The organism is Planctomycetia bacterium, assembly GCA_021413845.1.
In the GTDB taxonomy this organism is placed as follows: Bacteria; Planctomycetota; Planctomycetia; order Pirellulales; family PNKZ01; genus PNKZ01.
Genome location: JAIOPP010000094.1, coordinates 63429 through 87039, shown reverse-complemented (window position 1 = coordinate 87039; position 23611 = coordinate 63429). Strand labels below are relative to the sequence as shown.

At 60.2% G+C, this 23611-nt stretch carries 20 protein-coding genes; 12 read left to right on the top strand and 8 right to left on the bottom strand.

Annotation, left to right across the window (positions count from 1 at the left end; translation table 11 throughout):
- A complete protein-coding gene (locus K8U03_17240) occupies positions 1-873 on the bottom strand; it encodes an alpha/beta fold hydrolase (protein MCE9606637.1) in 873 nt (290 codons plus the stop codon).
- A gap of 412 nt (positions 874-1285) precedes the next feature.
- Here K8U03_17240 and ppk1 point away from each other — a divergent pair, with 412 nt between their 5' ends.
- The 9 genes from ppk1 (at position 1286) to K8U03_17195 (ending at position 9985) form a co-directional block, all read left to right on the top strand.
- Positions 1286-3457, top strand: a complete 2172-nt coding sequence (gene ppk1 / locus K8U03_17235) for a polyphosphate kinase 1 (protein MCE9606636.1) — start codon at positions 1286-1288, stop codon at positions 3455-3457.
- Between the two features lie 210 nt (positions 3458-3667).
- Positions 3668-4921 carry a hypothetical protein gene (locus K8U03_17230; GenBank protein MCE9606635.1) on the top strand — a complete coding sequence of 418 codons (1254 nt, stop codon included), beginning with the start codon at positions 3668-3670 and terminating at the stop codon, positions 4919-4921.
- A 14-nt stretch (positions 4922-4935) separates the two neighbouring features.
- Positions 4936-5697 carry a Uma2 family endonuclease gene (locus tag K8U03_17225; protein MCE9606634.1) on the top strand — a complete coding sequence of 254 codons (762 nt, stop codon included), beginning with the start codon at positions 4936-4938 and terminating at the stop codon, positions 5695-5697.
- A gap of 45 nt (positions 5698-5742) precedes the next feature.
- Positions 5743-6801 carry a TIM barrel protein gene (locus K8U03_17220; GenBank protein ID MCE9606633.1) on the top strand — a complete coding sequence of 353 codons (1059 nt, stop codon included), beginning with the start codon at positions 5743-5745 and terminating at the stop codon, positions 6799-6801.
- Positions 6802-6814: 13 nt separating this feature from the next.
- Entirely contained in the window at positions 6815-7075 is a 261-nt protein-coding gene (locus K8U03_17215; GenBank protein MCE9606632.1) for a DUF4160 domain-containing protein, read from the top strand.
- 15 nt (positions 7076-7090) lie between these two features.
- Entirely contained in the window at positions 7091-7378 is a 288-nt protein-coding gene (locus K8U03_17210) for a DUF2442 domain-containing protein (GenBank protein MCE9606631.1), read from the top strand.
- Between the two features lie 77 nt (positions 7379-7455).
- Positions 7456-8304, top strand: coding sequence for a sugar phosphate isomerase/epimerase (locus K8U03_17205; protein ID MCE9606630.1), 849 nt, complete (start codon positions 7456-7458; stop codon positions 8302-8304).
- A 48-nt stretch (positions 8305-8352) separates the two neighbouring features.
- On the top strand, positions 8353-9180 hold the full coding sequence (locus K8U03_17200; protein MCE9606629.1) for an SMC-Scp complex subunit ScpB: 828 nt from the start codon (positions 8353-8355) through the stop codon (positions 9178-9180).
- Between the two features lie 424 nt (positions 9181-9604).
- Entirely contained in the window at positions 9605-9985 is a 381-nt protein-coding gene (locus tag K8U03_17195) for a gamma-glutamylcyclotransferase (GenBank protein MCE9606628.1), read from the top strand.
- Here K8U03_17195 and K8U03_17190 read toward each other — a convergent pair.
- The gene (locus K8U03_17190) at positions 9978-10451 is read right to left on the bottom strand and encodes an SRPBCC family protein (GenBank protein MCE9606627.1); all 474 of its coding nucleotides are present in this window, start codon (positions 10449-10451) and stop codon (positions 9978-9980) included. The two genes, K8U03_17195 and K8U03_17190, sit on opposite strands and share 8 nt — an antisense overlap.
- Positions 10448-11374 (bottom strand): TIGR01777 family oxidoreductase, encoded by a 927-nt coding sequence (locus K8U03_17185; protein MCE9606626.1) that lies wholly within the window; start codon positions 11372-11374, stop codon positions 10448-10450. Before K8U03_17185 ends, K8U03_17190 begins: the two co-directional genes overlap by 4 nt.
- Before the next feature lie 151 nt (positions 11375-11525).
- Between K8U03_17185 and K8U03_17180 the strand changes: the two genes are divergently transcribed.
- Entirely contained in the window at positions 11526-12173 is a 648-nt protein-coding gene (locus tag K8U03_17180) for an isoprenylcysteine carboxylmethyltransferase family protein (protein ID MCE9606625.1), read from the top strand.
- Between the two features lie 30 nt (positions 12174-12203).
- On the opposite strand, the gene K8U03_17175 is transcribed toward K8U03_17180, so the two are convergent.
- Both K8U03_17175 and K8U03_17170 read right to left on the bottom strand, forming a co-directional pair.
- Positions 12204-15176, bottom strand: a complete 2973-nt coding sequence (locus K8U03_17175) for a dehydrogenase (GenBank protein MCE9606624.1) — start codon at positions 15174-15176, stop codon at positions 12204-12206.
- Positions 15177-15336: 160 nt separating this feature from the next.
- Positions 15337-18354: a c-type cytochrome gene (locus K8U03_17170; GenBank protein ID MCE9606623.1), complete on the bottom strand. Its 3018-nt coding sequence runs from the start codon at positions 18352-18354 to the stop codon at positions 15337-15339.
- Positions 18355-18568: 214 nt separating this feature from the next.
- Between K8U03_17170 and K8U03_17165 the strand changes: the two genes are divergently transcribed.
- Together K8U03_17165 and K8U03_17160 are read left to right on the top strand one after the other, a co-directional pair.
- Positions 18569-19768, top strand: a complete 1200-nt coding sequence (locus K8U03_17165) for an aldose 1-epimerase family protein (GenBank protein MCE9606622.1) — start codon at positions 18569-18571, stop codon at positions 19766-19768.
- A 227-nt stretch (positions 19769-19995) separates the two neighbouring features.
- On the top strand, positions 19996-21264 hold the full coding sequence (locus tag K8U03_17160; GenBank protein MCE9606621.1) for a DegT/DnrJ/EryC1/StrS family aminotransferase: 1269 nt from the start codon (positions 19996-19998) through the stop codon (positions 21262-21264).
- 81 nt (positions 21265-21345) lie between these two features.
- On the opposite strand, the gene K8U03_17155 is transcribed toward K8U03_17160, so the two are convergent.
- Genes K8U03_17155 through hisS form a run of 3 tightly spaced genes read right to left on the bottom strand, consistent with a single transcriptional unit; the run spans position 21346 to position 23559 of the window.
- Positions 21346-21615, bottom strand: coding sequence for a hypothetical protein (locus K8U03_17155; GenBank protein ID MCE9606620.1), 270 nt, complete (start codon positions 21613-21615; stop codon positions 21346-21348).
- A gap of 46 nt (positions 21616-21661) precedes the next feature.
- Positions 21662-22186 carry an HYExAFE family protein gene (locus K8U03_17150; GenBank protein ID MCE9606619.1) on the bottom strand — a complete coding sequence of 175 codons (525 nt, stop codon included), beginning with the start codon at positions 22184-22186 and terminating at the stop codon, positions 21662-21664.
- 41 nt (positions 22187-22227) lie between these two features.
- Complete coding sequence (hisS, locus tag K8U03_17145) at positions 22228-23559, bottom strand: histidine--tRNA ligase (GenBank protein MCE9606618.1); 1332 nt, start codon at positions 23557-23559, stop codon at positions 22228-22230.
- Positions 23560-23611: the final 52 nt, after the last annotated feature.

Genomic DNA, 23611 nt, shown 5'->3' with positions numbered 1-23611 from the left:
TTACCCTGCCGCGGGATGGCGGGCGATGAAGTCGCCGATGAGGGGCACGATGCGCTCGTGCGCGTCTTCGACCACGTAATGGCCGGCGTCGTCGAAGCGATGCACTTCCGACTGCGGATAGAACTCAAGAAAGCGATCGAGGAACTGCGGCGTAAAGCACCAGTCTTGCATTCCCCAGACGAACATCTTCGGCAAGCCGGCCAGTTGCGGCAGCGACTGCTCGAGATGCGTGAGAGTCGCGTAACTGGGATGCCGTTCGTGGAGCGGAATGTCTTCGACGAATCGCTGCACCGCGACTCGATGGGCATAGCTATCGTACGGAGCCAGATATCCGGCACGAACGAGTTTCGTGAATCGCTCCGGTTTCGCGGTCGCCATCGAAAGCGCGGCGCGAGCGAACAAGTTGAGCCCTCGCACCCCCCAGGCACCGACGATCGGCGTGCGGCAAACGCGAATCCGCCACGGACAGTATGTCGACCGGAACGCCGCGGTGTTGAACAGCACGATTCTCGAAAATCGCGCCGGCTCGGCCACGGCCGCTCCCATGCCGATCGCGCCGCCCCAGTCGTGGGCCAAGAGCGTGATGTTGCGCAGATCGAGTACTTCGATCAGGTGCCGCAGGTTCGCAATGTGGTTGCCGAGCCGATATTCGTACTCTTGCGGCTTGTCGGAAAGGCCGCAACCGAGATGGTCGGGAACGACGACGCGATACCGGTCGCGAAAAGCCTTCGCGAAGTGCCGCCAGTAGAACGACCACGTCGGGTTCCCGTGCACGCAAAGGAGCGTCTCGGCGGGCCTCCCGGCAGGCTGCGAAATCCGATCGCCGGCCGCTTGCCCTTCGTCCAAATAATGGAGCCGATGCCGCCCGATCATCGTGAAATGCGACTCAAACGGATACTCGCGTTTCCAGTCGTCGCTCACTTGCAATGGGTCTCGCACGTCGAAGAATCTGAATAACCGGCCACGATTCGCTAAACCAACCTGACTCGGTTCGCCCCGGCCCGTCGCAACTTTTGCGGAAAACGGACTAATCGAATCGCGCTCGAATCGCAGGTCGAGGAACCAAATCCGGCGTATTCCTCGAAGTATAACGGAGGCAGTCGGATACAGCCAGCAGCACCGGTTGCCGGCGGTCGATCGTCGGCGCAGTTGCCGGCGACCGTACATTCGGATTATTAGGATTCGACAACCTCGCCACGTCGGCCACCCCGATCGCTACTTATCGGGTAGAATTAAGGCTGACTGCCATTCGATGCGAGTACGACGTCCGGCACGTGGGGGTTCTGTGAGCGAGCAAGAGTTTCTTTCCGAGCACTTTCTCAACCGCGAGTTGAGCTGGCTGGAATTCAATCGACGGGTACTCGAGGAAGCGGAATCGACCGAGGTGCCGCTGCTCGAACGGGCCAAGTTCCTCTCGATTTTCAGCGCGAACCTCGACGAGTTCTTCATGGTTCGGGTCTCCGGCCTGCGCGAACAAGCATTTGAAGACGGCGCTCCGCAAGACTACTCGCCCGACGGCGTCCGCCCGTTGCAACAGCTGGAGAAGATCGCGACACGCACGAAAGAGCTCGTCGCCGCGCAGTATCGCTGTTGGAACGAACAGATCGTGCCGCAGTTGGCGGAGCAGCGCATTCGCATTCTCGCGCCGTCGCAACTCACGACCGAACATCACGCGATCCTCGATCGCTTCTTCGCGGAACGAGCCTATCCGATTCTGACTCCGATGGCGGTCGATCCCGCGCATCCGAGTCCCCGGTTCCACAACCGCGGGCTGTACTTAGCCGCGCGTTTGCGCCGGCAGGCGGGTCTGGGGCCGAAGAACCTGTTCGGCGTCGTGCAGTTGCCGCAAGTCTTGCCCCGGCTCGTGGCGCTGAGCCAAGGGGAAGATCAACTCTACATCTTGCTGGAAGATGCGGTGGCGATGCGGCTGGCCGAACTATTCGGCGGTGCCGAGGTCGTGAACCATACATTCTTCCGCATTACGCGCGACAGCGACATCGAGCTGCTCGAGCAAGAGTCGGACGACATGCTGCAAAGCATCGAAGACCGGCTTAAAGCTCGCCAACGCGGGCAAGCTGTCCGGCTCGAAGTTTCGGCCGACGGCGATGAAGAACTGATCCGCGAAATCGTCGAACCGGAAGAAATCCGCGAAGGGCTTTCCGGCTCCGATACTTATAGCGAAGTCTATCGCATCCCGGGCCCGATCGACCTTTCGGCGTTGTCCGAACTCGGCAAAGTCCCCGGTCGCGAACACTTGCGCGATGCTCCGTTTACGCCGCAGCCGCCGCGCGGTCGAGGCCAACGCGGCAAGGAAGATCTTTTCACGGCGATTCGTCGGCACGACATCTTGCTGCACCACCCGTACGACTCGTTCGATCCGGTCGTCGAATTCATCAGTCGCGCAGCGGTCGATCCACATGTACTCGCCATCAAGCAGACTTTGTATCGTACGAGCGGCGACTCGCCCGTCACGCGGGCCTTGATCCAAGCGGCGGAAAACGGCAAGCATGTCACCGCGCTCGTCGAGCTCAAAGCACGCTTCGACGAAGAAAACAACGTCGGTTGGGCGCGCAAGCTCGAACGAGCCGGCGTGCATGTCGTGTTCGGGTTTCTCGACCTCAAGACCCACTGCAAAGTTTCGCTCGTCGTCCGCCAAGAAGGGCAAACGATTCGCCGCTACGTCCACCTAGGGACCGGCAACTACAACCCGACGACGGCGCTCGTCTACACCGACTTGGGCTTGTTCACGGCCGACGAAGACATGACGGCCGACGCCTCGGCGCTTTTCAACTTGCTGACCGGCTACTCGCAAGGGCACAAGTGGCGCAAGATGATCGTCGCCCCGACGGACATGCACCGCCGCACGCTCGAGCTGATCGAAGAGCAAACCAAGCGCGCCAAAGAAGGTCGCCCCTCGCGCATCCTTGCCAAGCTCAACTCGCTCGTCGACTATCGCGTGATCGAGGCGCTTTATCGCGCCGGCCAAGCCGGAGTGCCGATCGACCTGATCATTCGCGGCATTTGCTGCCTCCGGCCGGGCATTCCCGGACTGAGCGAAAACATTCGCGTGCGCAGCATCGTTGATCGATTTCTGGAGCATAGTCGGCTCTACATCTTCGGGCCTGCCGAAGATTGCCGCATTTACCTCGCCAGCGCCGACTGGATGCCGCGCAACTTTTATCGCCGCGTCGAAGTGATGTTCCCGGTCGAAGCGAGCGACCTGCGCGATCGGATCTTAAGCGAAGTGCTGCCCGCATATCTTCACGACAATACCAAGTCGCGCGTGCTGCAACCGGACGGCAACTACTTCCGCATCGGCCGACCCGACGGCGACCCACGCCGCCGCTGCCAAGATGAGTTGCTCTCGGTTCGACCGGGAGTGGTCGTCGTCGAGAAAAACGGCGACGCCGGCTCGGAATTCGAGAACATCTTGGGCACGCCGCTCCTCAGGCACTAAGCCATCGGCTTGAGGTTGGTTTTAGATTCGCTGCCGGCAAGCCGCGCGGAGCGCCAAGTGCATGCTCGCGCGCCGATGCGTCGGCTCGCAGAAGGCAATTCGCTGCTTCGTTGCCCGGAAACGGTTCGCCCGCTTGCGAACCTGTTTTTTAGCGAATAAAACTAACGACCTCTTGTTACTCAAGCCCCTCGCGTAGGTCGTCGTCCTCCCATGAGCATTCCGCTGCCGAAACTCGTCTCGAAAGATAACGTCGGTAAAATCTTGGCCGGAGCGCTCGACGCCGGCGAAGGCCTTTTGCGACTCACGCCGACCTGGGTGCCACGCAGCTTCCTGCATCCCGGCAAGCGCATCAAACTGCATCCCGCCGACTACTACGCCTTCGGAGCCGACCGCGGCGGCATCGACGAGCGCTGGTTCGCGAGCACGACCGAAGCGGCGAACGAAAACCGCACCGTCGATGAAGGTTTGAGCTACGTGCTGCACGAAGGACAACACTTCCAATTGCGTGATGCCGTAAGCGAAGCCGGCGACCGGTTGATCGGCGCGAAGATGCACGGCAAATACAAACGCTGGCCCGTCTACTCGAAATTTTTCGACAACATGGGTCCGATCCCGCATCACATGCATCAAAAGTTCTCCGACGCCAAGCTGGTCGGTCAGGAAGGGAAGCCCGAAAGCTATTACTTCCCTCCGCAATTGAACAACGTCGACAACAACTTTTGCTACACGTTCATGGGCCTGGAGCCGGGCACGACGAAAGATCAACTTCGCAAGTGCTTGGAGAATTGGAACGCCGGCGACAACGGCATTCTCGATCTCTCGAAAGCGTATCGTCTGAAGCGCGGCACCGGCTGGTTGATTCCGCCGGGCGTGCTACATGCCCCCGGTTCGCTTTGCACCTACGAGCCGCAATGGGGAAGCGACGTCTTCGGCATGTATCAATCGATCGTCGAAGGGCGCTACGTGCCGTGGTCGCTCTTGGTGAAGGACATGCCGAAGGAGAAACACCAAGACCTCGACTTCATCATCGGCCAGCTCGACTGGGAAAAGAACGTCGACACGCACTTCAAAGACAACAACTACCTAGAGCCGATCGTCGACGCAGGCCGGAGCGGGCCGGGCTACACCGACAAATGGATCGTCTACGGCACGGTCGACGGCGAGCAACTGTTCACCTCGAAGGAACTGACGCTCGAACCAGGCGCGAAGTGCAAGTTGCAAGATCCCGGCGCCAGCGGCTGGATCACGGTGCAAGGCAAGGGGCGCATGGGCAAGCTGAACCTGCAAACTCCGGCGATGATCCGCTTCGGCCAGACAACGGAAGACGAAGTCTTCATCTCGCACGAAGCAGCGACGCGCGGCGTCGAGATCGAAAACACCGGCAGCGAACCGCTGGTCGGCCTCCGCTACTTCGGTCCGGATGTGCATCCGAGCATTCCGAAGGTCGGGGATTATAAGAAGTAGAAAGCGAGTTTGTTATGTGTGCCGCGACATCCGCCTCGGACGATACGATCGTGCTCAACGGCATAGATCGAGACACCTTTGCGAATATCGCAGCGGCGTTCGGCGAATGTCATCCACGCTTGACTTTCGATCACGGCAGATTGGAAATGTGGGCCGTGATCCCTGGGCTTTCGTGGGAGAATTATCTCCGATTCCTCGAGGCGATCGGCGACATTTCGTTGCGACACACATATGTGGAAGGAGTTTTGGAAATGATGTCGCCGCGAAAGGACCACGATTGGATCAAGCGGATCATCGGCCGTTTCATTGAAGCGATGACTTTAGACCTGAACATTCTCATTCAAAGCATCGGCTCGACGACTCTCGCGTCCGACGATTTCGAGTGCAGCCTGCAACCCGATGAAGCCTATTACGTTCGGAATGAGTCGCGGGTGCGAGGAAAGCTCGAATACTCTCCGCAGAATGATCCACCGCCGGACTTGGTCGTAGAAGTCGATGTGACTAGTTCCTCCGTCAAGCGGCTTCCTTCCTATTGGGCGATCGGCGTCGAAGAGGTTTGGCGGCACGACGGCAAGCGATTGTTTTTCCTGCGCCGGACGGACGATTCGTCGTATGTCGAAATTTCCAACAGCCTTGCGTTCCCATTCCTCAGTTCCGACGACGTTAACGCCGCCATGCAAGAAGTAACGAAGGTCAACGAAAACGAACTCGTCCGAGCATTCGTCGGAAACGCACGCATCCGTTGGGCCGAATTTCAAAAGAAGTCGGCCGAATAGCGTCGGTATCTTATTCATCACGTTCGAATTGATTTAGGAAACGGCATGTCTTCATCGCACACCAACAACTTCCCCAAACTTCACAACGCCGCGTGGCCAGGGGTCGTCGGCAAAGGCTCCGAAGGGGGCGAGCCGTTCATCGGGCTCGACACGATGCTCGACCTCACGGCCGCGGCGGAAGTCGACGGCATGAAGTTCGACGGCGTCGATCTGTTTCTCTTCGCGCCGCATGTCGATATCGATAGCTCCGACGACGACTTGAAACGGCTCGCCGAAAAAGTCGCCCAGCGGAATCTCAAGATCGGTACGGTCGTGGCGCCGGTCTGGGGCCCGACCGGTGGTGGCTCGGCATTCGGCGGCGAGGCCGATCGGATGCAGTTCGTCGAACAGGTTCGCAAAGGCTGCCGCATCGCCTTGAAGCTCCGCGAGCTAGGGATTCGTCCTTACGGTGCCGTGCGGATCGATACTGCCGGCGGCGCCGGAGATTGGCTAGCCGATCCGGAAGGAAATCAAAAGAAAGCCGCCGCCACGTTTCGAGCCGCGGCCGATGTCGCTTCCGATCACGGCGAACGACTCGCAGCGGAAGGAGAGATTTGCTGGGGCGGCATGCACTCTTGGCGGCGGATGGTGCAACTGCTCGAAATGACCGATCGGCCCGGCCTCGTCGGTTTTCAAGCCGATATGGCGCACACGCTTCTCTACACGCTCGGCTACAACGCTCCGGAAGATCGGATCCTTCCCGAAAATTGGAACTGGAGCGATCCGGCCAAGCTCGACGATGCCTTACGAACGCTCACCGCGGCGCTCCGCCCCTGGACGATCGACTTCCACATCGCTCAAAACGATGCGACGGTAAAAGGCTCCGGCTCGCACGACAAGACCGGCCGACACTGTCTTGCGACCGATCCCAACGGCAAGCTCGACATTCCGCGCCACGCCGGCTTCTGGATGCGCGACTCCTACGGCAACGTCCTGCAAAAATTCCGCCACCTCTGCTGGGACGGCTGCATGTTCCCGAACGAAGTGATGATGAAGTCGGGAACGTGGAACGACATCCTGCGAGCCATGATCGCCGTCCGCGACGCACACGGCTGGCGCGAGTAACAAGGCTCCGTCCATGCCGTGCATCAGCGAGTTTTTCGGGATTTCGGTCTACATGTATTACAATGACCATAATCCCCCGCACTTCCATGCGAAATTTGCGGAGCACGAAATTCAATTGTCGATCGATCGGCTGGAAACACTCAAGGGAACTCTGCCCCGCCCTGCCCGTGGCTTAGTGTTGGAATGGGCGAGCGAACACAGGGATGCTTTGATGCAAAATTGGGAACTCGCTCGGCAGGGTGCTCGACTACTCTCCATCGAGCCGTTGAAATAGGTTTTTATGAGCATCATGATTCGTATCATCGAAGTCGCGCCGATTCACGACTTCGTCGTGCAACTCCGCTTTACAGATGGTTCGGCGAAAGAAGTCGACCTGGAGCGATTCTTGCACGGTCCGATCTTCGAACCGCTCCGCACCGATCGCAACGAGTTTCTAAAGATTCATGTCGATCCAAAAGCCGGCACGATCGCCTGGCCTAACGGAGCCGACATCGATCCCGACGTGCTTTTCTATGGGCTGCAGCCGGCTTGGTCGGATGATGCCGCGCTTTCTCATGCTGACTCGCGCCACACTTAAGCGTTCAGTCCGATTCGTATTCGTCTCAATTTCCTGACATCACTTTTCGATCACATCAGTAACGGAACGACGCTCTCATGAAATTCGGCTTCAATATGTTGCTTTGGACGGCGGGTGTTACGGAAGAACACCGCCCGTTGCTTGAGAAACTCAAAAAGATCGGCTACGACGGCGTCGAACTGCCGATTTTCGACCTCGATCTTCAGCACCACGCCAAAGTCGGCAAGTGGCTCGACGATCTCGGCCTCGAACGGACCGCCGTTACGTGCCGCGGCGTCGACGATAATCCCGCCTCGCCCGACGCGAAAGTTCGGGCACTCGGCGTCGAGAACAACAAACGGGTTCTCGATTGCTGCCAAGCGGTCGGTGCCACTCTCGTGGCCGGTCCCTACCACTCCGCGCTCGGCTACTTTACCGGCACCGGCCCGACGAAGAGCGAATGGAACTGGGCGGTCGAAAGCATGCGCGCCGTCGCCGAACACGCCGCCAAGGTGAACGTGAAGCTGGCGGTCGAGTATCTCAATCGCTTCGAGTGCTACTTGCTCAACAGCGCCGTCGACACGGCTCGCTTTTGCAAAGACGTCGGCCATCCGAGTTGCCGCATGATGTACGACACGTTCCACGCCAACATCGAAGAGAAGAGCGCAGCCCAGGCCATTCGCGACTGCAAAGACTATACGATCCACGTCCACATCTCGGAGAACGATCGCAGCACGCCGGGGCGCGGCAACATTGGTTGGGCCGAGACGTTCGATACGCTCAAAGAAACCGGCTACGAAGGCTGGTTCACGGTCGAAGCGTTCGGCGGGGCGCTTCCGGCATTGGCCGCCGCTACGAAGATTTGGCGGCAAATGTTCGAGAGCGAAGAACAACTCGCGACCGACGGCTTGAAGTTCATGAAGACCGAATGGGCGAAGCGGAAGTAAAATCCGAGCTTGCCGCCCCACGACCGACGGTCGTATAGTGCAGGCGTTATGGCCAAGCGCAAGCCGAAGCAAACGCCCGACGACCGCCTTAAGCAATCGGATCCATCCACCTCGGATGAATCCGCAACCGTGGCTTCGTCGCTCGGAATGCCGGCGACGAAGCCCGCCGAAGCCGACGACGAAGGCTTGTCGCTCGATTCGCTGAGCGCGGCCTTTGCAGAAATGCTCGGCAAAGGGAGCGATCCCTATGAAGAAGCCGCGGAGCCTCCACCTCCGGCCGACGATCCGGTCGCCGCCTTAGCCGAGGAGTTGCCGCGCGCCGCAGCCACTGACCAAGACGACCGTTGCGAGATTTCGCCGCGCACGATCCTCGAAGCGATGCTCTTCGTCGGCGATCCCGACAACGTGCCGATCTCGCCGCAATGGCTCGCGGGCCTGATGCGCGGGGTGCGCGTCGCCGAGATCGAAGCGGCCGTTCGCGAGCTGAACGAGAAGTATCTCGAACGTAATGCCCCTTATGAAATCATCTCCGAGGGGTCGGGCTATCGGCTCGTGCTTCGCGCCGAGCTGCGGTCGGTTCGCGATAAAACCTTCAGCCGCAATCGCGCCGCAAAGCTCAGCCAAGCCGCGATCGAGACGTTGTCGGTCGTCGCTTATAAGGGGGCTTTAACGGCGGAAGAGGTAAGCAACCTGCGCGGTCATCCGAGCTCGGCGATTCTCAATCAGCTCCTCCGTCGACAATTGCTCCGGATGGAACGCCCCGAAGGAACCTCGCGCAAAGAGGCTAAATTCGTCACGACGAAGCGTTTCCTCGAACTCTTCGGGCTCGAAAGCCTCGACGACCTTCCGCGCGGGCAAGATGTAGCGGGAGGTTGACGGAAAGATGGGTTATTTCCGTTCTCCGAGCCCTTACCCGGCTTGCTTGTCGCCGACCCCATTTGTTACACTTGTGCCTCGTTCATGTCGACCGCAAGCGTCGACGGCGCTTTCATTTGCGCCGTCCGGCCCGAAGCGTTCGACCCCGTCCATCAAACGCGTTGCCGGAGGTTTTTGCCGTGGGTGTCAAGAAGACAGGAAAGGGACGACGCAAAGTCGGCCGAAAGAAGCGCCGTATGCGAGCCCGTATTCGTCATCGTAAGGGCTAGTCGGAAGCGTCCGCTTTCCAAACCGCGCGCCTTCGCAGATTCATCGCCAGACACGAACCGCGACGCACGAGAATCGACCGCTCCCGCACTCCGGGAGCCGTTTCTCGCGCGTCGCGGTTGTTTTGCGCGCCTAAAACCACAGGAGCGTCGCCACGATGCTCACCGATCTTTTGTTCGTCTACGGTACGTTGAAGCGCGGCGGTCGTAACCACGGACTTCTGTCGACGGCCGAGTTTCTCGGCGAAGCGAAAACCGAGTCACGGTTCCGCTTGATCGATTGCGGCGACTATCCCGCGATGCTCGAACATCTCGCGGCTCCGCTCGAGATCGAAGGGGAACTGTATCGCATCGTCGAAGCGTTGCTTCCGACGCTCGACCGGCTGGAAGACGAAGGAACGTTGTATAGGCGCGTCGCGGTTGCCGTCTTGCCGCTTGAGGGTTCCGCGCCACGCCCGACCACGGCATGGACCTATCTCTGGCTAGGTCGGACCGAACGGTTTCCGCTCGTTCCCGGTTCCGTTTGGAATGTCAGATAAGCTCGACGATCTTCTTGGCGCGATAGTCGAAGATCCGCTCAAGCGTTCGCCGCACGAAAAGCCGCTCTGCTATCGGCCCGAGAAGCGCCGGTCGAATCGCGTAGCGCACGGTATCGATCATTTCCGTCGATAGGGCGCCCGTCTCAGGATCGGCGAGCGATCGGAATTCATGCGTGTGATGCCATAGCGCGTAAGGTCCGGAAATTTGTCGATCGACAAATCGCCGCGGCGCGTCGAACGCTTCGATCTCGGTGCGCCAACCGAACGGAATGCCGAACAGTTGCAAGCGATACTCGATCAACGCCCCGGCGCGCATCTCGATCGGCACCGGCGAGACGATGCGAAACTTCAGAAACGGCGGCGTGATCGCTTCGAGGTTTCCCGCGTCGGCGAAGAAGGCGAACGTGCGCTCGATCGGCAGCGGTAATCTCTGCAGGCGGCGCAGCGTATACTCGCGCCCCGTCATCGAACGAACCCCGCCGGCTTCGACGTGCCGGCAACCGCCGCGGCCAGCGCTTCGTCGAGCGTCGGGTACTGGAAGCGATAACCTGCGTCGAGCATTCGCTTGGGAACGCAACGTTGCGAGCCGAGCGGCACTTCGGCGAACTCGCCGAACGCTAAGCGGAGCGCAAATACCGGAGCCGGTAAGATCGTCGGTCGATGCACTGCGCGACCCAAAGCCTTCGTGAAATCGATATTCGTCGCCGGCTTCGGTCCCACCGCATTAAACGGGCCTCGCACTCCTTCCTCGCGCGCTGCATACAGAAACATGCCGACGACATCGTCGACATGAACCCAAGACATCCATTGCCGGCCGTCGCCGAGGCGACCACCCAGTCCCAGCTTAAACGGCAGGAGCATCTTCTTCAGCGCGCCCCCGTCGCCGAGCACGAGGCCTATGCGCCCCATCGCCGTGCGCACTCCGAGTTGCTTCGCCGCCGCGGCTTCTCGCTCCCAGGCAACGCACGCCTCGGCCAGAAAACCTTCGCTCGCCGCAGCGGCTTCGTCAAGCGTTTCGTCGCCGCGCGAGCCGTAGTACCCGATCGCCGAGGCCGAGACGAGCACACGCGGTTTCGACTCCGCCGCTGCGATCCCACGCACCAAGTTCGCCGTGCCGATGACGCGGCTGTCGCGAATGCGTCGTTTCTTTTCTTCGTTCCAGCGCCCTTCGGCCACCGGATCGCCGGCGAGATGAAAGACCGTGTCGACGCCGGCAAACGCCTCGCGCGGCGCGGCTTCCGACATCGGATCCCACGACAGCACTCGCGTTCGGTCGCCGAGCACGCGCTTCGCCGATTCCGCGTTGCGTGATAGCACGACCGGTTCGTCGAGGAACTGCAACAGCCTTTTGCCCACGAATCCCGTCGCACCGGTTACTAAAGCTCGCATCGTCAGGCCCTCCTCCGAGAGTTGAAGCTACGAGAGTACTATAGGCGCACGGCGCCGGTTCGGCCGGCTCGTATTGAGCCGTTCGAGCGCTCGAATTACAATCCCGGCCCGAAGTGACGAGTGGCGACCCCCGACCGGAAACGAGCTTCCGATGAGCACCGAGACGCTTCGCTATATCGAATCGCGCGGGTTCCACATGCGGGGTCTCGCCGGAGGAGCGGCGCTCGGCCTCTGCGGCGCGGCCGTGGCCTGCTCGTCGCCGTTGGTTACGTTCGATGCCGCCTTGGGAGCGGCATTATCGTCTTGCGGGTGGATGGCTTTCGCGCTCGGCATCGGGATGCGCTTCTGGGCGACACTCTATGTCGGCGGACGCAAAGTCGGCGGCCGGCGCGACGCGACTCTCACGGTCGACGGCCCGTATTCGATCGTGCGTAACCCGCTGTACGTCGGTTCGCTCTTGATCGGCTTGTCGGCACCCCTTTGCCTGCACAGCGCGACGCTGCTGATCGCCGTACTCGCGGCGGCGCTGCACTATGCGTTCGTAACCGTGCCGGCAGAAGAAACGTTTCTGCGCGAGCTCGTAGGCTCGGATACATTCGACGCCTACTGCCGGCGCACGCCGCGGTTCATACCGAACTTCCGCCTCTATCGCACGTCGGCCGAGATCACGATCTACGCCAAGGCCCTGCGGAACGAGACGAGGCGAGCTCTGCGGCTGTTAGTCGTGCCCGCGGGGCTGACGCTGCTTGCCGTCGCGCGCGGCGCGGAGTGGTGGCCGGCGTTCTTCCGATTGCCGTAACGTTTTCGTCCTGCACCATTTTTTGCTGCGCTATTTCTTAATACGCGGCGCTTCGCGAAGCTCGCCGAAATTCGGAAGCGGCTTCGCCAGGGGATCGGTCGGCGGCTTATCGAGCTTAAGAAACGCGAACAAGTCGATCAACTCTTGCGGCTTGAACTGCACTTCGACCCCTTCGGGCATCAGCGACAACTTACTGATCTCGATTTCATCGACGTCTGCGCGAGCGATCGTTTCGAGCTTCCCCCCTTGCAGCTTCAAGACGACGCGCTGCGGACTCTCTTCCACCGGCAGGCCCGTCATTACGCGGCCATCCGATATCACGACCGTTCGGGCTCGATAGGCGTTGCCGATCACAAGGCTCGGATCGAAGACGTTCGATAAAAGCTGCTCGAACGACGAACGACCGTTCACCGTGATATCCGGCCCGACCTCTTGGCCCGTGCCGTGAATCTTGTGGCACTGGCCGCAAACCTTCGAGAAGACGATTTGGCCGGCAAGCGGATCACCGGCGGAGTTGCGCAACAGATCGCGCATCTTGTTCACCACCTGCTCGCGCTGTGGGTTGCGATCGGTTCGTAGCGCGCCCCACGTCTCTTCGACGCGTTTCGCTAAGTCCTTATCGCCCGACTTGATGAGCTTGCGGATCTGATTGACGTTGACGGCGTCTTTCGAAAGCTTGCCGGCTTTAATCCCGTCGATCAGTTCGTTGCTCCAAGAAACACGACTCGTCAGCAACTCGACGGCGGCGGGCTTAAGATCGTCTTCGAGTTGCGGATAGACGGCGAGCGTATTCGCAGCAACCGCCGGATCTTCGTAGCGCGTCAAGGCCTCGAGCACGCGGCGGCGGAGCGGTTGCGGATGCACATCGCTCGGCGGTAGCAATTTCGGTATCGCGGTTACCAGCGACGGATCGCCCGACGAGGCCCAGGCGTCGACCGCTTCCAGCCGATGCTTCAATTGATAATCCTTCGTCGCGACGACCCCCTGCATCAGTTGGATTGCGGTCGGGTGCTTCCAATGGCAAAGGACGGCCGTGGCGGCGAATTGCTTTTCGGCTTCCGACGTTTCCCCCGCCATGCGGACAAGCGGCTCTTCCAAATGCTTGCGCAGCACGGCATCGGCGGCCGGGCCGAGTTCGCCGCTTTGCAGACGATCGGCCAAAATTTCGAGGCACAGTAACGTCGTATGCGGGTGCTTCGTATCGAGCGCGAGCTTCGCAACGTCGGCGGCGCCGGATTCTCCTTGAGCGAGCAACCAGGCGGCTAGTCGCGGCATCAACTCCGAAAAGGCCGGGTGTTTCGCGTCTTCGCGAGCGAGGAACTCGGCGACGATCTCCGCACGCTTGGTCGACAACTGCGGCAGCAGGTTCTGCCAGACGATCGACGGCAATACCGGATCGAGCACCGTAGTCTGCAGCGCGTCGAACAGCGCCGGATACGACTTGTCGCCGAGTAGTTTGGGCGCCGCGACCACGGCTTGCAGCCGGACGTCGGGCGAGGCGTCGCGGGTCAACGCGACGACTTGTCGCACGGCCTCGGCGTCGCCGGTTTGCTTCGCGTTGCCGAGGGCCCGAGCCGACCAGGAACGCAAGACATGGTCGCTGTGACCACTCAGCTTCGCTGCGAAAGCGGCTTCGAGCGGCCCCATGCCAACGACCGACCACAAGGCGTGCATTCGCGCTTTTCGCGCAACCGATTCATCAAGCACAAGCGATTCCAGCTTCTTACGCGTGGTCGGGTCGTGGCGTTCCCACAAGAGCCGCTGCGCGATATCGCGAAAGAAAACGTTCGGACTATGCAGCCGAGCGATGAGTTGGTCGTCGGTCTCTTTCGCGAGATCGAACTTCGGGGCACGCGGCGAGTTTTGGTAGCGCACGCGATACAAGCGCCCCTTGAGTCGATCGATTCCTTTAGGATCGCGATTCGCGTCTTGATAACAGTGGTACCGGTCGTACCAATCAAGCACGTAGAGGCAACCATCGGGCCCGGTCTTCTGCACGACGGGCATAAACCAAGCGTCGTTCGCGGTGAGGAAATCTTCGTCTTTGTTGCCGCGGTAGGTCGCGCCGTTGCGTTCGATACGGTCGACGTTCAAGCAGCCGCCGTGGATGTTGCCCATATAGAGCTTCTCACGATACTCGGCCGGATAGGCCTCGCTATCGAACCAATGGATGCCGCAATAGGCCGCCATCTGGTGCCGATAGTTGACGATCGATTGCAGCTTCCAAACATGCGGCGGGTACGCGCCTCCCTGGCGATGGTAGTAGGCCGTCTCGATGAGGTGCCACAGATGGTCGATCACACAAGCGCTGATGAAGGCATCGCCGTCGCCGTTGAACGCGACTCCCCAAGGGTTGCTCGTCCCTTCGCAAAACAGCTCGAAGTCGCGCGTGCGCGGATGGATCCGAAACAGCGCACAAGTGAAGTCGAACGACTTGCCGCGATATTTAATACGAGAAGGATTGAAGACGCCGTTGAGGCCGTAGAGCCAACCGTCGGGGCCCCACGTAAGCGAGTTCGGCAACTCATGCGTATCGTCGCGGCCGAAGCCCGTCACGACGACTTCGGTCTTATCGCAACGATCGTCGCCGTCGGTATCTTGCAAGAACAGCAGGTCAGGCGCGTTCGCCACCCACACCCCTCCAGCCCCGACGGCGATGCCCGAGGGGATATTGAACCCATCGGCAAAGACGGTCGTTTTGTCGGTCCGGCCGTCGCCGTCGGTGTCTTCGAGAATCTTGATCCGGTCGCGCCCTTTGCCCGGCGCGCGGCGCGGGTATTCGACACTCTCCGTGATCCAGATTCTCCCCCGCTCGTCGAACGTCATCGATACCGGGTTGACGACGTCGGGCTCGGCCGCCACGACTTCGACCGTGAAGCCGGGGGGCACCGTCATCTTCTTCGCGGCCTCTTCGGCCGAGCGAGGCTCGTTCGGCGGCTTCGTCTGACGATGAGGAATAACCGGTTCGGCAGCGAACGCCGGGCAGGACCATCCTCCGATCATCGCCCAAGCCACGACGAAACGAAGTCCGCGACGAACCGGCGACGGAGATGTGTGCATTGCGAATTGACTACCGATAAAGGGGAGAACGAAGCGCGCAGCAGCTCCGCGCCGTCGATCGGTGCTGGACGAGAACGCCTGACGATCGCAGAGGGAAGTCGGGTTACTTGAGCGTCATCAAATACGCGAGCAAGTCGGCGGCATCTTGCGCCGTCACTTCACGCAGCACCAACTCCGGCATCATGCTCTTCGGCGATGCGGTGAGCGATTCGATGTTCTTCGCGTCGATCTTGATTTGCTTATCCTCGGCCGTGCGCACCGTGATCGTCTTCGCTTCCTTGTCGGCTACGAACCCGGTATACGATTGGCCGTCGGCCGTTTCGACGACGTAGGTGACGTACTCGTGCGAGATAGCCTTCGAGGGATCCATGATCGTTTCCAGCAGCGCGGCCTTCTCGTACTTCTTGCCGATCTGCGTGAGGTTCGGACCGAGATTCTTGCCGATGCCGCGAATCGTGTGACAGTTCTTACACTGTGCCGCCGAACTTTGATTGTAAACCTGCTCGCCTCGCGAGGGATTTCCGGTGAGCTTCAGGATGTCTTCGGCTTTCATCGTGGCTCCGAGGCGCTGCGGACGTTGCCCTTCGGGCACGAAACGTTCGTACAACACTCGGATGTTGGCATCGGGATGGTTGATCGCCTTGGCGACCGCGAGCTTCCGACCTTCCGTGTCGAGCCCTTCGGCATCGATCCATTTCAAGTACGCCAGCGCGCCACCTGTCGTGCTCATCATCCGATTGACGACGTTTTCGACCTGCGACTTCGGTGCGCCGGTAGCGACGAGCGACTTCAAAGCGTTCCATTGCTGCATGTCGACCAACGCGTTGAGGGCCGCTTCGCGCAGCTTCGGTTCTTTATTATTCGAGAGCGTTTTCAAGAGCGCTTCGCCGGCACCTTTCGGACGAAGAGCCGAGGCGGCGTAAATCGCATGGTTCGCCAACTGTGGATTCGAGGAATCGATCAACGGCAAAACTTCCGCACCGACTTCCGGGAGGTTTGCGGAGACGACGAGGTTCAATACGCCCCCTTGGTCGTCCGACTTCCGCAAGATCCGCTTCGCGCACTCGACGAGTTGCTCACGCGCCTTCTTGGGATCGGCCGTTTCATGCTTCGTCCAAGCGGTTACCGCACCGTCGGCAGGACCGATAATGCCGGCCCATAGACCGGTTTGAGGATGGCAGTTGGCTTGCAGAATATGAACCGCGGTCTTTCGCAAGCTCGGCTCTGCGTCATTATTGCCGGCTAGCGCCACAACTGCGGCAAATGCCGAGTCGTCGAGAGCGACCGCCAAACGATTCAGCGCCTGCAAACGTGCATCGGAAGCGGCCGACGCATCGTTCAGCAAAGCGATGACCGCCGGAAGACCTCGCTTAGGATCAAGCAGCGAAAGCGTTTCCCAATTCGTCGAGCCGGCGCTCACGAGCGCGTCGTACACGGCGGCTTCGCGCCCTCGCGCGGCGATGCCGATCGTTTCCAACGCATAACGATCGCCGCCGGCATACTTCATCGCCAAAGCAGCGATCGCCTTCTCGGCTTGCGGACCTTTTTGCTTCGCCAAGAACAACAGCAACTCGCGACCGATTTCATCGAGCTTGTGATAACCGGCGGCCTTCTTATAGAGTCGAGCGGTGATCGCGGAGTCGTCGCCATGACGACGCAAAATGCGTACGGCTAAGGCTTCGAGCGCAGGATCTTCGCATTCCAACAGCTTCACCACTTGGTCGCGCGCCGCGCCGCCGATGCGGTCGAGCACCCACATGGCGCGAGCGCAATTCGTCGTGTTCGACTTCATGAGTTCGACGAGCGCCGGAACCGCAGCTTGTCCTTCGGCCAGCAATTTCTCACGCGCTAAGTATTGCGTTGCCAAGTTCGGGCTCTGAAGGCCGACGATCGCGTCTGCGAGCGAGGTATACGGCCCCGGCTTTTCCACACGGGCCGGCTTCGCACCCTTGGGGCTTAAGCGGAAGATGCGACCTTGATCCGGGTTGTTGTACGCGTGTCCGCCGACGCCGCCGTCGTACCAATCGGCAAGATACAGCGTGCCGTCCGGAGCGGTGCAGATGTCGTCGGGACGAAAGTAATCGTCTCCCTTGCTCGTAACGATATTACGTTGCGTCGCCTCGAAACCTGCGCCGGATTTTTGATGCGGATAGGCGCGCACTTCGCGTGGGCCGGCGTCGCAATGGAGCGGCGTGTTTTTGAGCGAAGGAATCGCCGAGCCTTCGTAGTAGCACATCCCGCACGGTGAACCGAAGCCGGTTACGACCGTGCTCGGAACGAAACCGGGGATTGCACCGCGGAAGTGCCAGGTGTTGGCGAAAGGGACGCCGGACGAGAACTTAGGGCCCGGTCGTTTGTACCAACCGTAGTTACCCCCTTCGAGAATCCAACAGATGCGCACGCTCACGTTGCCGTCGTTGTCGTTGTCGCTGCAAAACGATTCGCCGAAACTGCTGACTGCGATCTCGTACGGATTGCGAAAGTTCGTCGCGATGTTTTCGAGCTTCGTGCCGTCGAGTTCGCCGCGGATCATACCGCCGGCCGGAAACTCGATCTTCGACCCATCGACGCCGGTCACGTTGTAACCGGTGTCGCCGTGGGCCATCCACCATTTGTGGTCGGGCCCCAGCACGAGGCTATGAGCGCCGTGATCGTGGTTCAAGCCGCCGAAGCCGGTCAACACTTTCTTCGGCGGGCCGTCGGCCTTGAGGTCGCCGTCTTTGTCTTCGTACATCCAAAGGTCGGGGCTGGTGGCAACGAAGATCTTGTCGCCGGCCACGCAGATGCTCATCGGCGCGAACACCGTATCGGCAAAGACCGTGCTCTTGTCGGCTTTGCCGTCGCCGTCGGTATCTTCAAGCACCTTGATTTGATCGGCACCTGGGGTCTTCGCAGCCCGACGATACCACTGAATCTCGGCCACCCAAACCCGGCCCTTCGTGTCGATATCGATCGCCGAAGGATTCGTGATCATCGGCTCCGAGGCGAAGAGCTTGATCTCCATGTCGTCGGGCACGACGAGCGCCTTCAACTCTTCCTCAGGCGGCTTCTGCGCCAGGGCAGGCAAGACCAGCGATGAGAAGATCGTCAACGACGCGAACAAGCAGCGGATACGAAGCATCACGGAGAGTCCTTGAAGCGGGCAAAGTGCTGGCGGGATAAGGTCAGGCGAGCGGTGCCTACGAACGGTCGGCCCATTGTAACTTCGAGGCCTCGCGCTTCGCAATCATCCGAGACGGCGAAAGCGGCCGCCGATTGTCGGGAATCCGGCGAAGAGATATTCTGCTTGACGCTCGCTTTCCCGCTCCGACCGTTCCCTCGTTTGGATTCACTTCATGCCGAACCATTCGCCCGCGCTCGACTTGCGGACTCTCACCGACGTCGGACGCGACCTCTTCGTAGAGTCGTGCCTCCTCGGGCCTCACGATTTTGCTGCGAACGCCGAGCAGGCGAACTCAATGCCGTTTTCGATCGGAAAACGAGTGCTTCGCGGCGGTCTGCGCGAGGGGGTCGACGTCGTCGAAATCGACAACGGCAGGCTACGGCTCACGATCGTGCCGACGCGGGGCATGGGGATCCACCAAGCCGAATGCGGCGGAGTGCGGCTCGGTTGGCAGTCGCCCGTGCATGGGCCTGTGAATCCGCGGAACGTGCCGGTCGACGAGGCCTCGGGCATCGGTTGGCTCAGCGGCTTCGATGAGTTTCTCGTGCGCTGCGGCTTGGAATGGTGCGGTGCGCCGGAATGGGATCCGGCGGGCAAGCTCGTGCATCCGTTGCACGGACGGATCGCGAACTTGCCGGTCCATCGCTTGGAGGTCGGCTTCGACTCCGCGACGAGCGAGATCGTGGTGATCGGCACTGTCGACGAGGCGCGCTTGTTTTCCAATAAGCTCCGGCTGACATCGACCCTGCGCACGAAGCTCGGCTCGGCTGAGTTTTCGATCAGGGATGAGATCACCAACATTTCGACTCTGGCCGGCGAGTTGCAATTGCTCTACCACATTAATCAAGGAACGCCGCTCGTCGGCGAAGGGGCGACTTTTCATGCCCCCGTAAAGACGCTGATCCCTAAGGATGCTCATGCGGCCCACGAACTCGCGGCTTGGCAAACGTATCCTGCGCCGCGGCACGGACCGGAGAGCGTCTTCTTCTTCGAGTTGCTCGCCGGCGACGATGGCTGGACTCAAACGATGCTGAGTTCGCCGACCGGTGAGCAAGGCTTGGCCGTCGGTTTCGATCGGACTCAGTTTCCGCTCTTTACGCTTTGGAAAAATCCGCTACCGACGGCCGACGGTTACGTGACCGGCCTGGAACCCTGCATCAACTTGCCGAACACGAAAAGTTTCGAGAAGTCGCAAGGGAGAGTAGCCACGCTTCTACCCGGCGAAATACGACGCTTCGACTTGCGGCTGGAAGTTCTCACTTCGGCCGGCGAAGTGGCGCGAACGCGCGAGAAGATCGATGCCCTGCAGCGACAGGCCGTGCCGACGATCCACGGCGAACCGCAAATCGGTTGGTCGCCGCTGTCGTTCTAAGATTGGCTTTTACGAACGCCGGCAATAAGCGGACAGCGACCGCGAAACCGCAAGCGGTGCCGGCAGGCGTTTAGCGAGCGATTGCATCGATGACGACGATGCTTTCTTAGGCTCGTCTTGACCCCTTGCGGGCGAATTTCTACAGTCGGCCCTCGCTTCCGTCACTTCCGTTTTTCGCCTCGTACCCGCATGGCGAAATCTCACACATAGCTTATCGTCGAGACCCTATGAACGCTCCGCAGAACCCGTCCGCCGCCGCCTCGGCTTCCACGCTTAAGCCGGTTCCGCTGTTCGATATTTCGCGGCAGCATCAGGTGCTCGAACAAGAGATCGCGGACGCGATGCAAAAGGTTTGCAGTTCGGGCAAATTCATTCTCGGGCCCGACTGCGTGGAATTGGAAACGGCGACCGCTAAGTATTGCCAGGCGAAGCATGCCGTGTCGTGTGCCTCGGGGAGCGATGCTTTATTGCTCGCCTTGATGGCGTTCGATATCGGACCCGGCGATGAAGTGATCTGCCCGAGCTATACGTTCTTCGCGACCGCCTCGGCCGTCACGCGGCTCGGCGCGACCCCCGTTTTCGTCGACATCGAACCGGAATCGTTCAACATCGACGTCGCGGCGATCGAAGCCAAGCTCACGCCGCGCACGAAAGTGATTCTACCGGTCCATCTCTACGGACAATGCGTGGACATGGCTCCGCTGAACGCGCTGGCGAAGAAACACGGCTTGCGAGTCATCGAAGACTCTTGCCAAGCGATCGGCGCCGAATATCGCGGCAAGCGCACAGGCGCGCTCGGCGACATCGCCTGCTTCAGCTACTATCCGACGAAGAACCTCGGTGCCTACGGCGACGGCGGCATGCTCACGACCGACGACGATGCCTTGGCCGACAAGCTTCGCCTGCTGCGCGGTCATGGCATGCAGCCCCGTTACTATCATCAACTCATCGGCATCAACAGCCGGCTCGATTCGTTGCAAGCCGCGGTACTGAACATCAAGCTGCCGCACTTGGATACTTGGACGGAAGCGCGCCAAGAACGAGCCCAACGCTATACGGAAGCGTTCACGCAGGCAGGCCTCACCGAAGTGCTCGACCTACCTGTCGTGCAAGCGGAACGCCGCCATGTTTGGAATCAGTACATCGTGCGCGTTCGCGGCGGAAACCGTGATGCGCTCCGGGCGTATTTGGCCGAACGTAAAGTCGGAACCGAGATCTATTATCCGGTTCCGCTTCATCAGCAAACCTGCTTCGCTTACCTCGGCTGCAAGCTCGGCAGCCTGCCGCAGACGGAACGGGCCGCGACCGAAACTTTGGCCCTGCCGATCTTCCCGGAACTCACGATCGACGAGCAGCGAACGGTCGTGCAACAGATCGGCGCGTATTTCGGTCGCACGATCAAGCCGACATCGGCACCGTCGACGTCGAAGACCGGCTTAAGCGGTCCAAACTTTTTGCGCATTCACGACGGCGCGAAGAGCAGCGAGCCTCGGTAGCGGGGCGACCGCGAAATCGCAAGCGAACCGCAGTACGGTAGGCGCGCCGCTTAAGACGCGCGTCTCGTGAAAGTAAAAGGCTTAGTCGTCTTCGTCTTTGGGAATTTCCCACAGGCGAAGCGTAGGCAAGCAGAGCGGGATCACGACCAGCAACACCGCCACGCCGCTGAAAAAGTACGGCAGCGTATAGCTCTTGATAACCTGCTCGGGCTCCGGCGCCGGCTTGCCCCGCTGAGCAAGTGCCGGATTCGTCTGAAATGTGATCGCGAGTAGGACGACGAACGACGCCGCGATGCGAGCGACAAAGCCGCGTCGGAAGAAACGATCGTCGGTGTTTCGAGTCGGAACCATCGAGTTGTTTCCTGAGGTACGCTACGTGCTTCCTGTCGGCCGCACTCTACAACAAATCGTCCATCGGCTGAGCCCAGCGGCGAAACTCCGCGGTCGGCATCGCTAAGGTTTCCCATTTCGGCGAAATCAACTTCGCGTAAGCCGAGTAATGTTCTAAGCGAACGCCGAGGAAAGCATACCTCGCGTCGCGAAACTCGAACAGTTGCTCGGCAGGAAGCGGAGACGATTCACCTACGATATTGTACGCAAAGACGAATAGACTCTGGAAGCGCCCGCCGAAGAGATTTTGCCAACGATTCATGCTCACGATATCGTCGCGCGTCGACCAATTCTTCCAGAAGCGCTTTTGAGCGCCGGAAGGAAACCGGCGGCCTTTCACATCGGCGAGCCAAGTGATGCCGAGCGACGACGTGACCAGAAAATCCAGGCTTTTCAACGAGCCGGCGGCATCTTCGGGCAAGTCGAACGGGATCAGACTGCGGCGAGACTCGTCGATCGCGACGTACGGCGCACGCTTAGTCCGCAAGTATTCCTCGAACGCCGCTTCGTAGTGATTCGAGCGTTTCGACATCGAGCGAACCACCCCGAGCTACGACGACTTCGGGACGAAATCTAAGGCGCAGCGAGCAGCGAACTCAACTTCGACAAGAAGTCGTCGCCGGCGAGCTTGACCGTTGCGCTCTCGCCCGACTTGAGATCTTTGATCTTCACATCGCCGGAAGCGAACTCATCGTCGCCGGCGACCACTGCCAAGCGAAAACCCCGCTTGTCGGCATATTGAAGCTGCTTGCCGATCTTCTTCGCTTCCGGGTAGACCTCGCAGCCGATCCCCGCAGCGCGGATGCGAGCCGCGAGCTTCAGATAGTCATGCAGTCGGTTCTCTACGAAATAGACGATGAAGACCGGGGCCGGGGTCGAGACCTTTTCGATGAGATTCAACTGGTGCATCGCTTCCAGCAACCGATCGAGACCCAAGGAAGCGCCGACGCCGGGCAACTCTTGCTTCGTATACAGATCGGCGAGGTTGTCGTAACGCCCGCCGGAGCAGACGCTACCGATCTTCGGCAGCGCGCCGAGAAAGGTCTCGAAGATCACGCCGGTGTAGTAATCGAGACCGCGCGCGATCGAGACATCGAGCTTTAAGCGTTTCTCGACGACTCCGGCAGCGGTCGCCGCGGCGAGCAGGTCGCGCAGTTTCTGAACGCCGGCCTCCCCTTTTTCACTACCGCGAACCAGCGGGTCGACTTGCCGCAACACTTCGTCGTTCGAGCCTTCGAGACCGGCGAACTTGAGAACGTCGCGAGCTTGCTCGGCACCGGCACCGGCCGTGGTTGCCATCTCTTCTATAACCTTCTCCGGGCCGATCTTCGCGAGTTTATCGAGCGCGCGAAGGACCGGCACCGAGCGGTCGGCGAGCCCGAGCTTTTCGAGCAGACCGTTGAGAAGCAAGCGATTGTTCAGGCGGATCGTGAAGTCGTCGAAGCCGAGCGCGAGAAATAAGTCGTTGATGACGAGCGCCGTTTCGATATCGGCCGTCGGCGACAAGGTGCCGATCGTGTCGAAGTCGCATTGCATGAACTCGCGGAATCGGCCGGCTTGCGTATTCTCGCCGCGCCAGACCGAAGCGATATGATACCGCTTCCATGGCGTGCCGAGCACGTTGATGTGCTGAGCGGCGAAGCGCGCGAGCGGAACCGTCAGGTCGAAACGCAGGCCGACCCAGCGATCGCCGTGGTCTTGAAACTTATAAAGTTGCTTGTCGGTCTCTTCGCTCCCCTTGCCCGTGAGGATTTCCAAATACTCAAGCGCCGGAGTGTCGATCGGCGAGAAGCCGTAAGAACGATAGACACGGCGCGCCGTTTCGATCAGCCGTTCACGCGGAATCATCGCCTCGGGCAGATAGTCGCGAAAGCCTTTCAGCGTTCGAGGCTCGATTCGTTTCACGTCGCTCAAAATACACCGACCGAAAATAGGAAAGGCAAGAAGGCCTAATCAA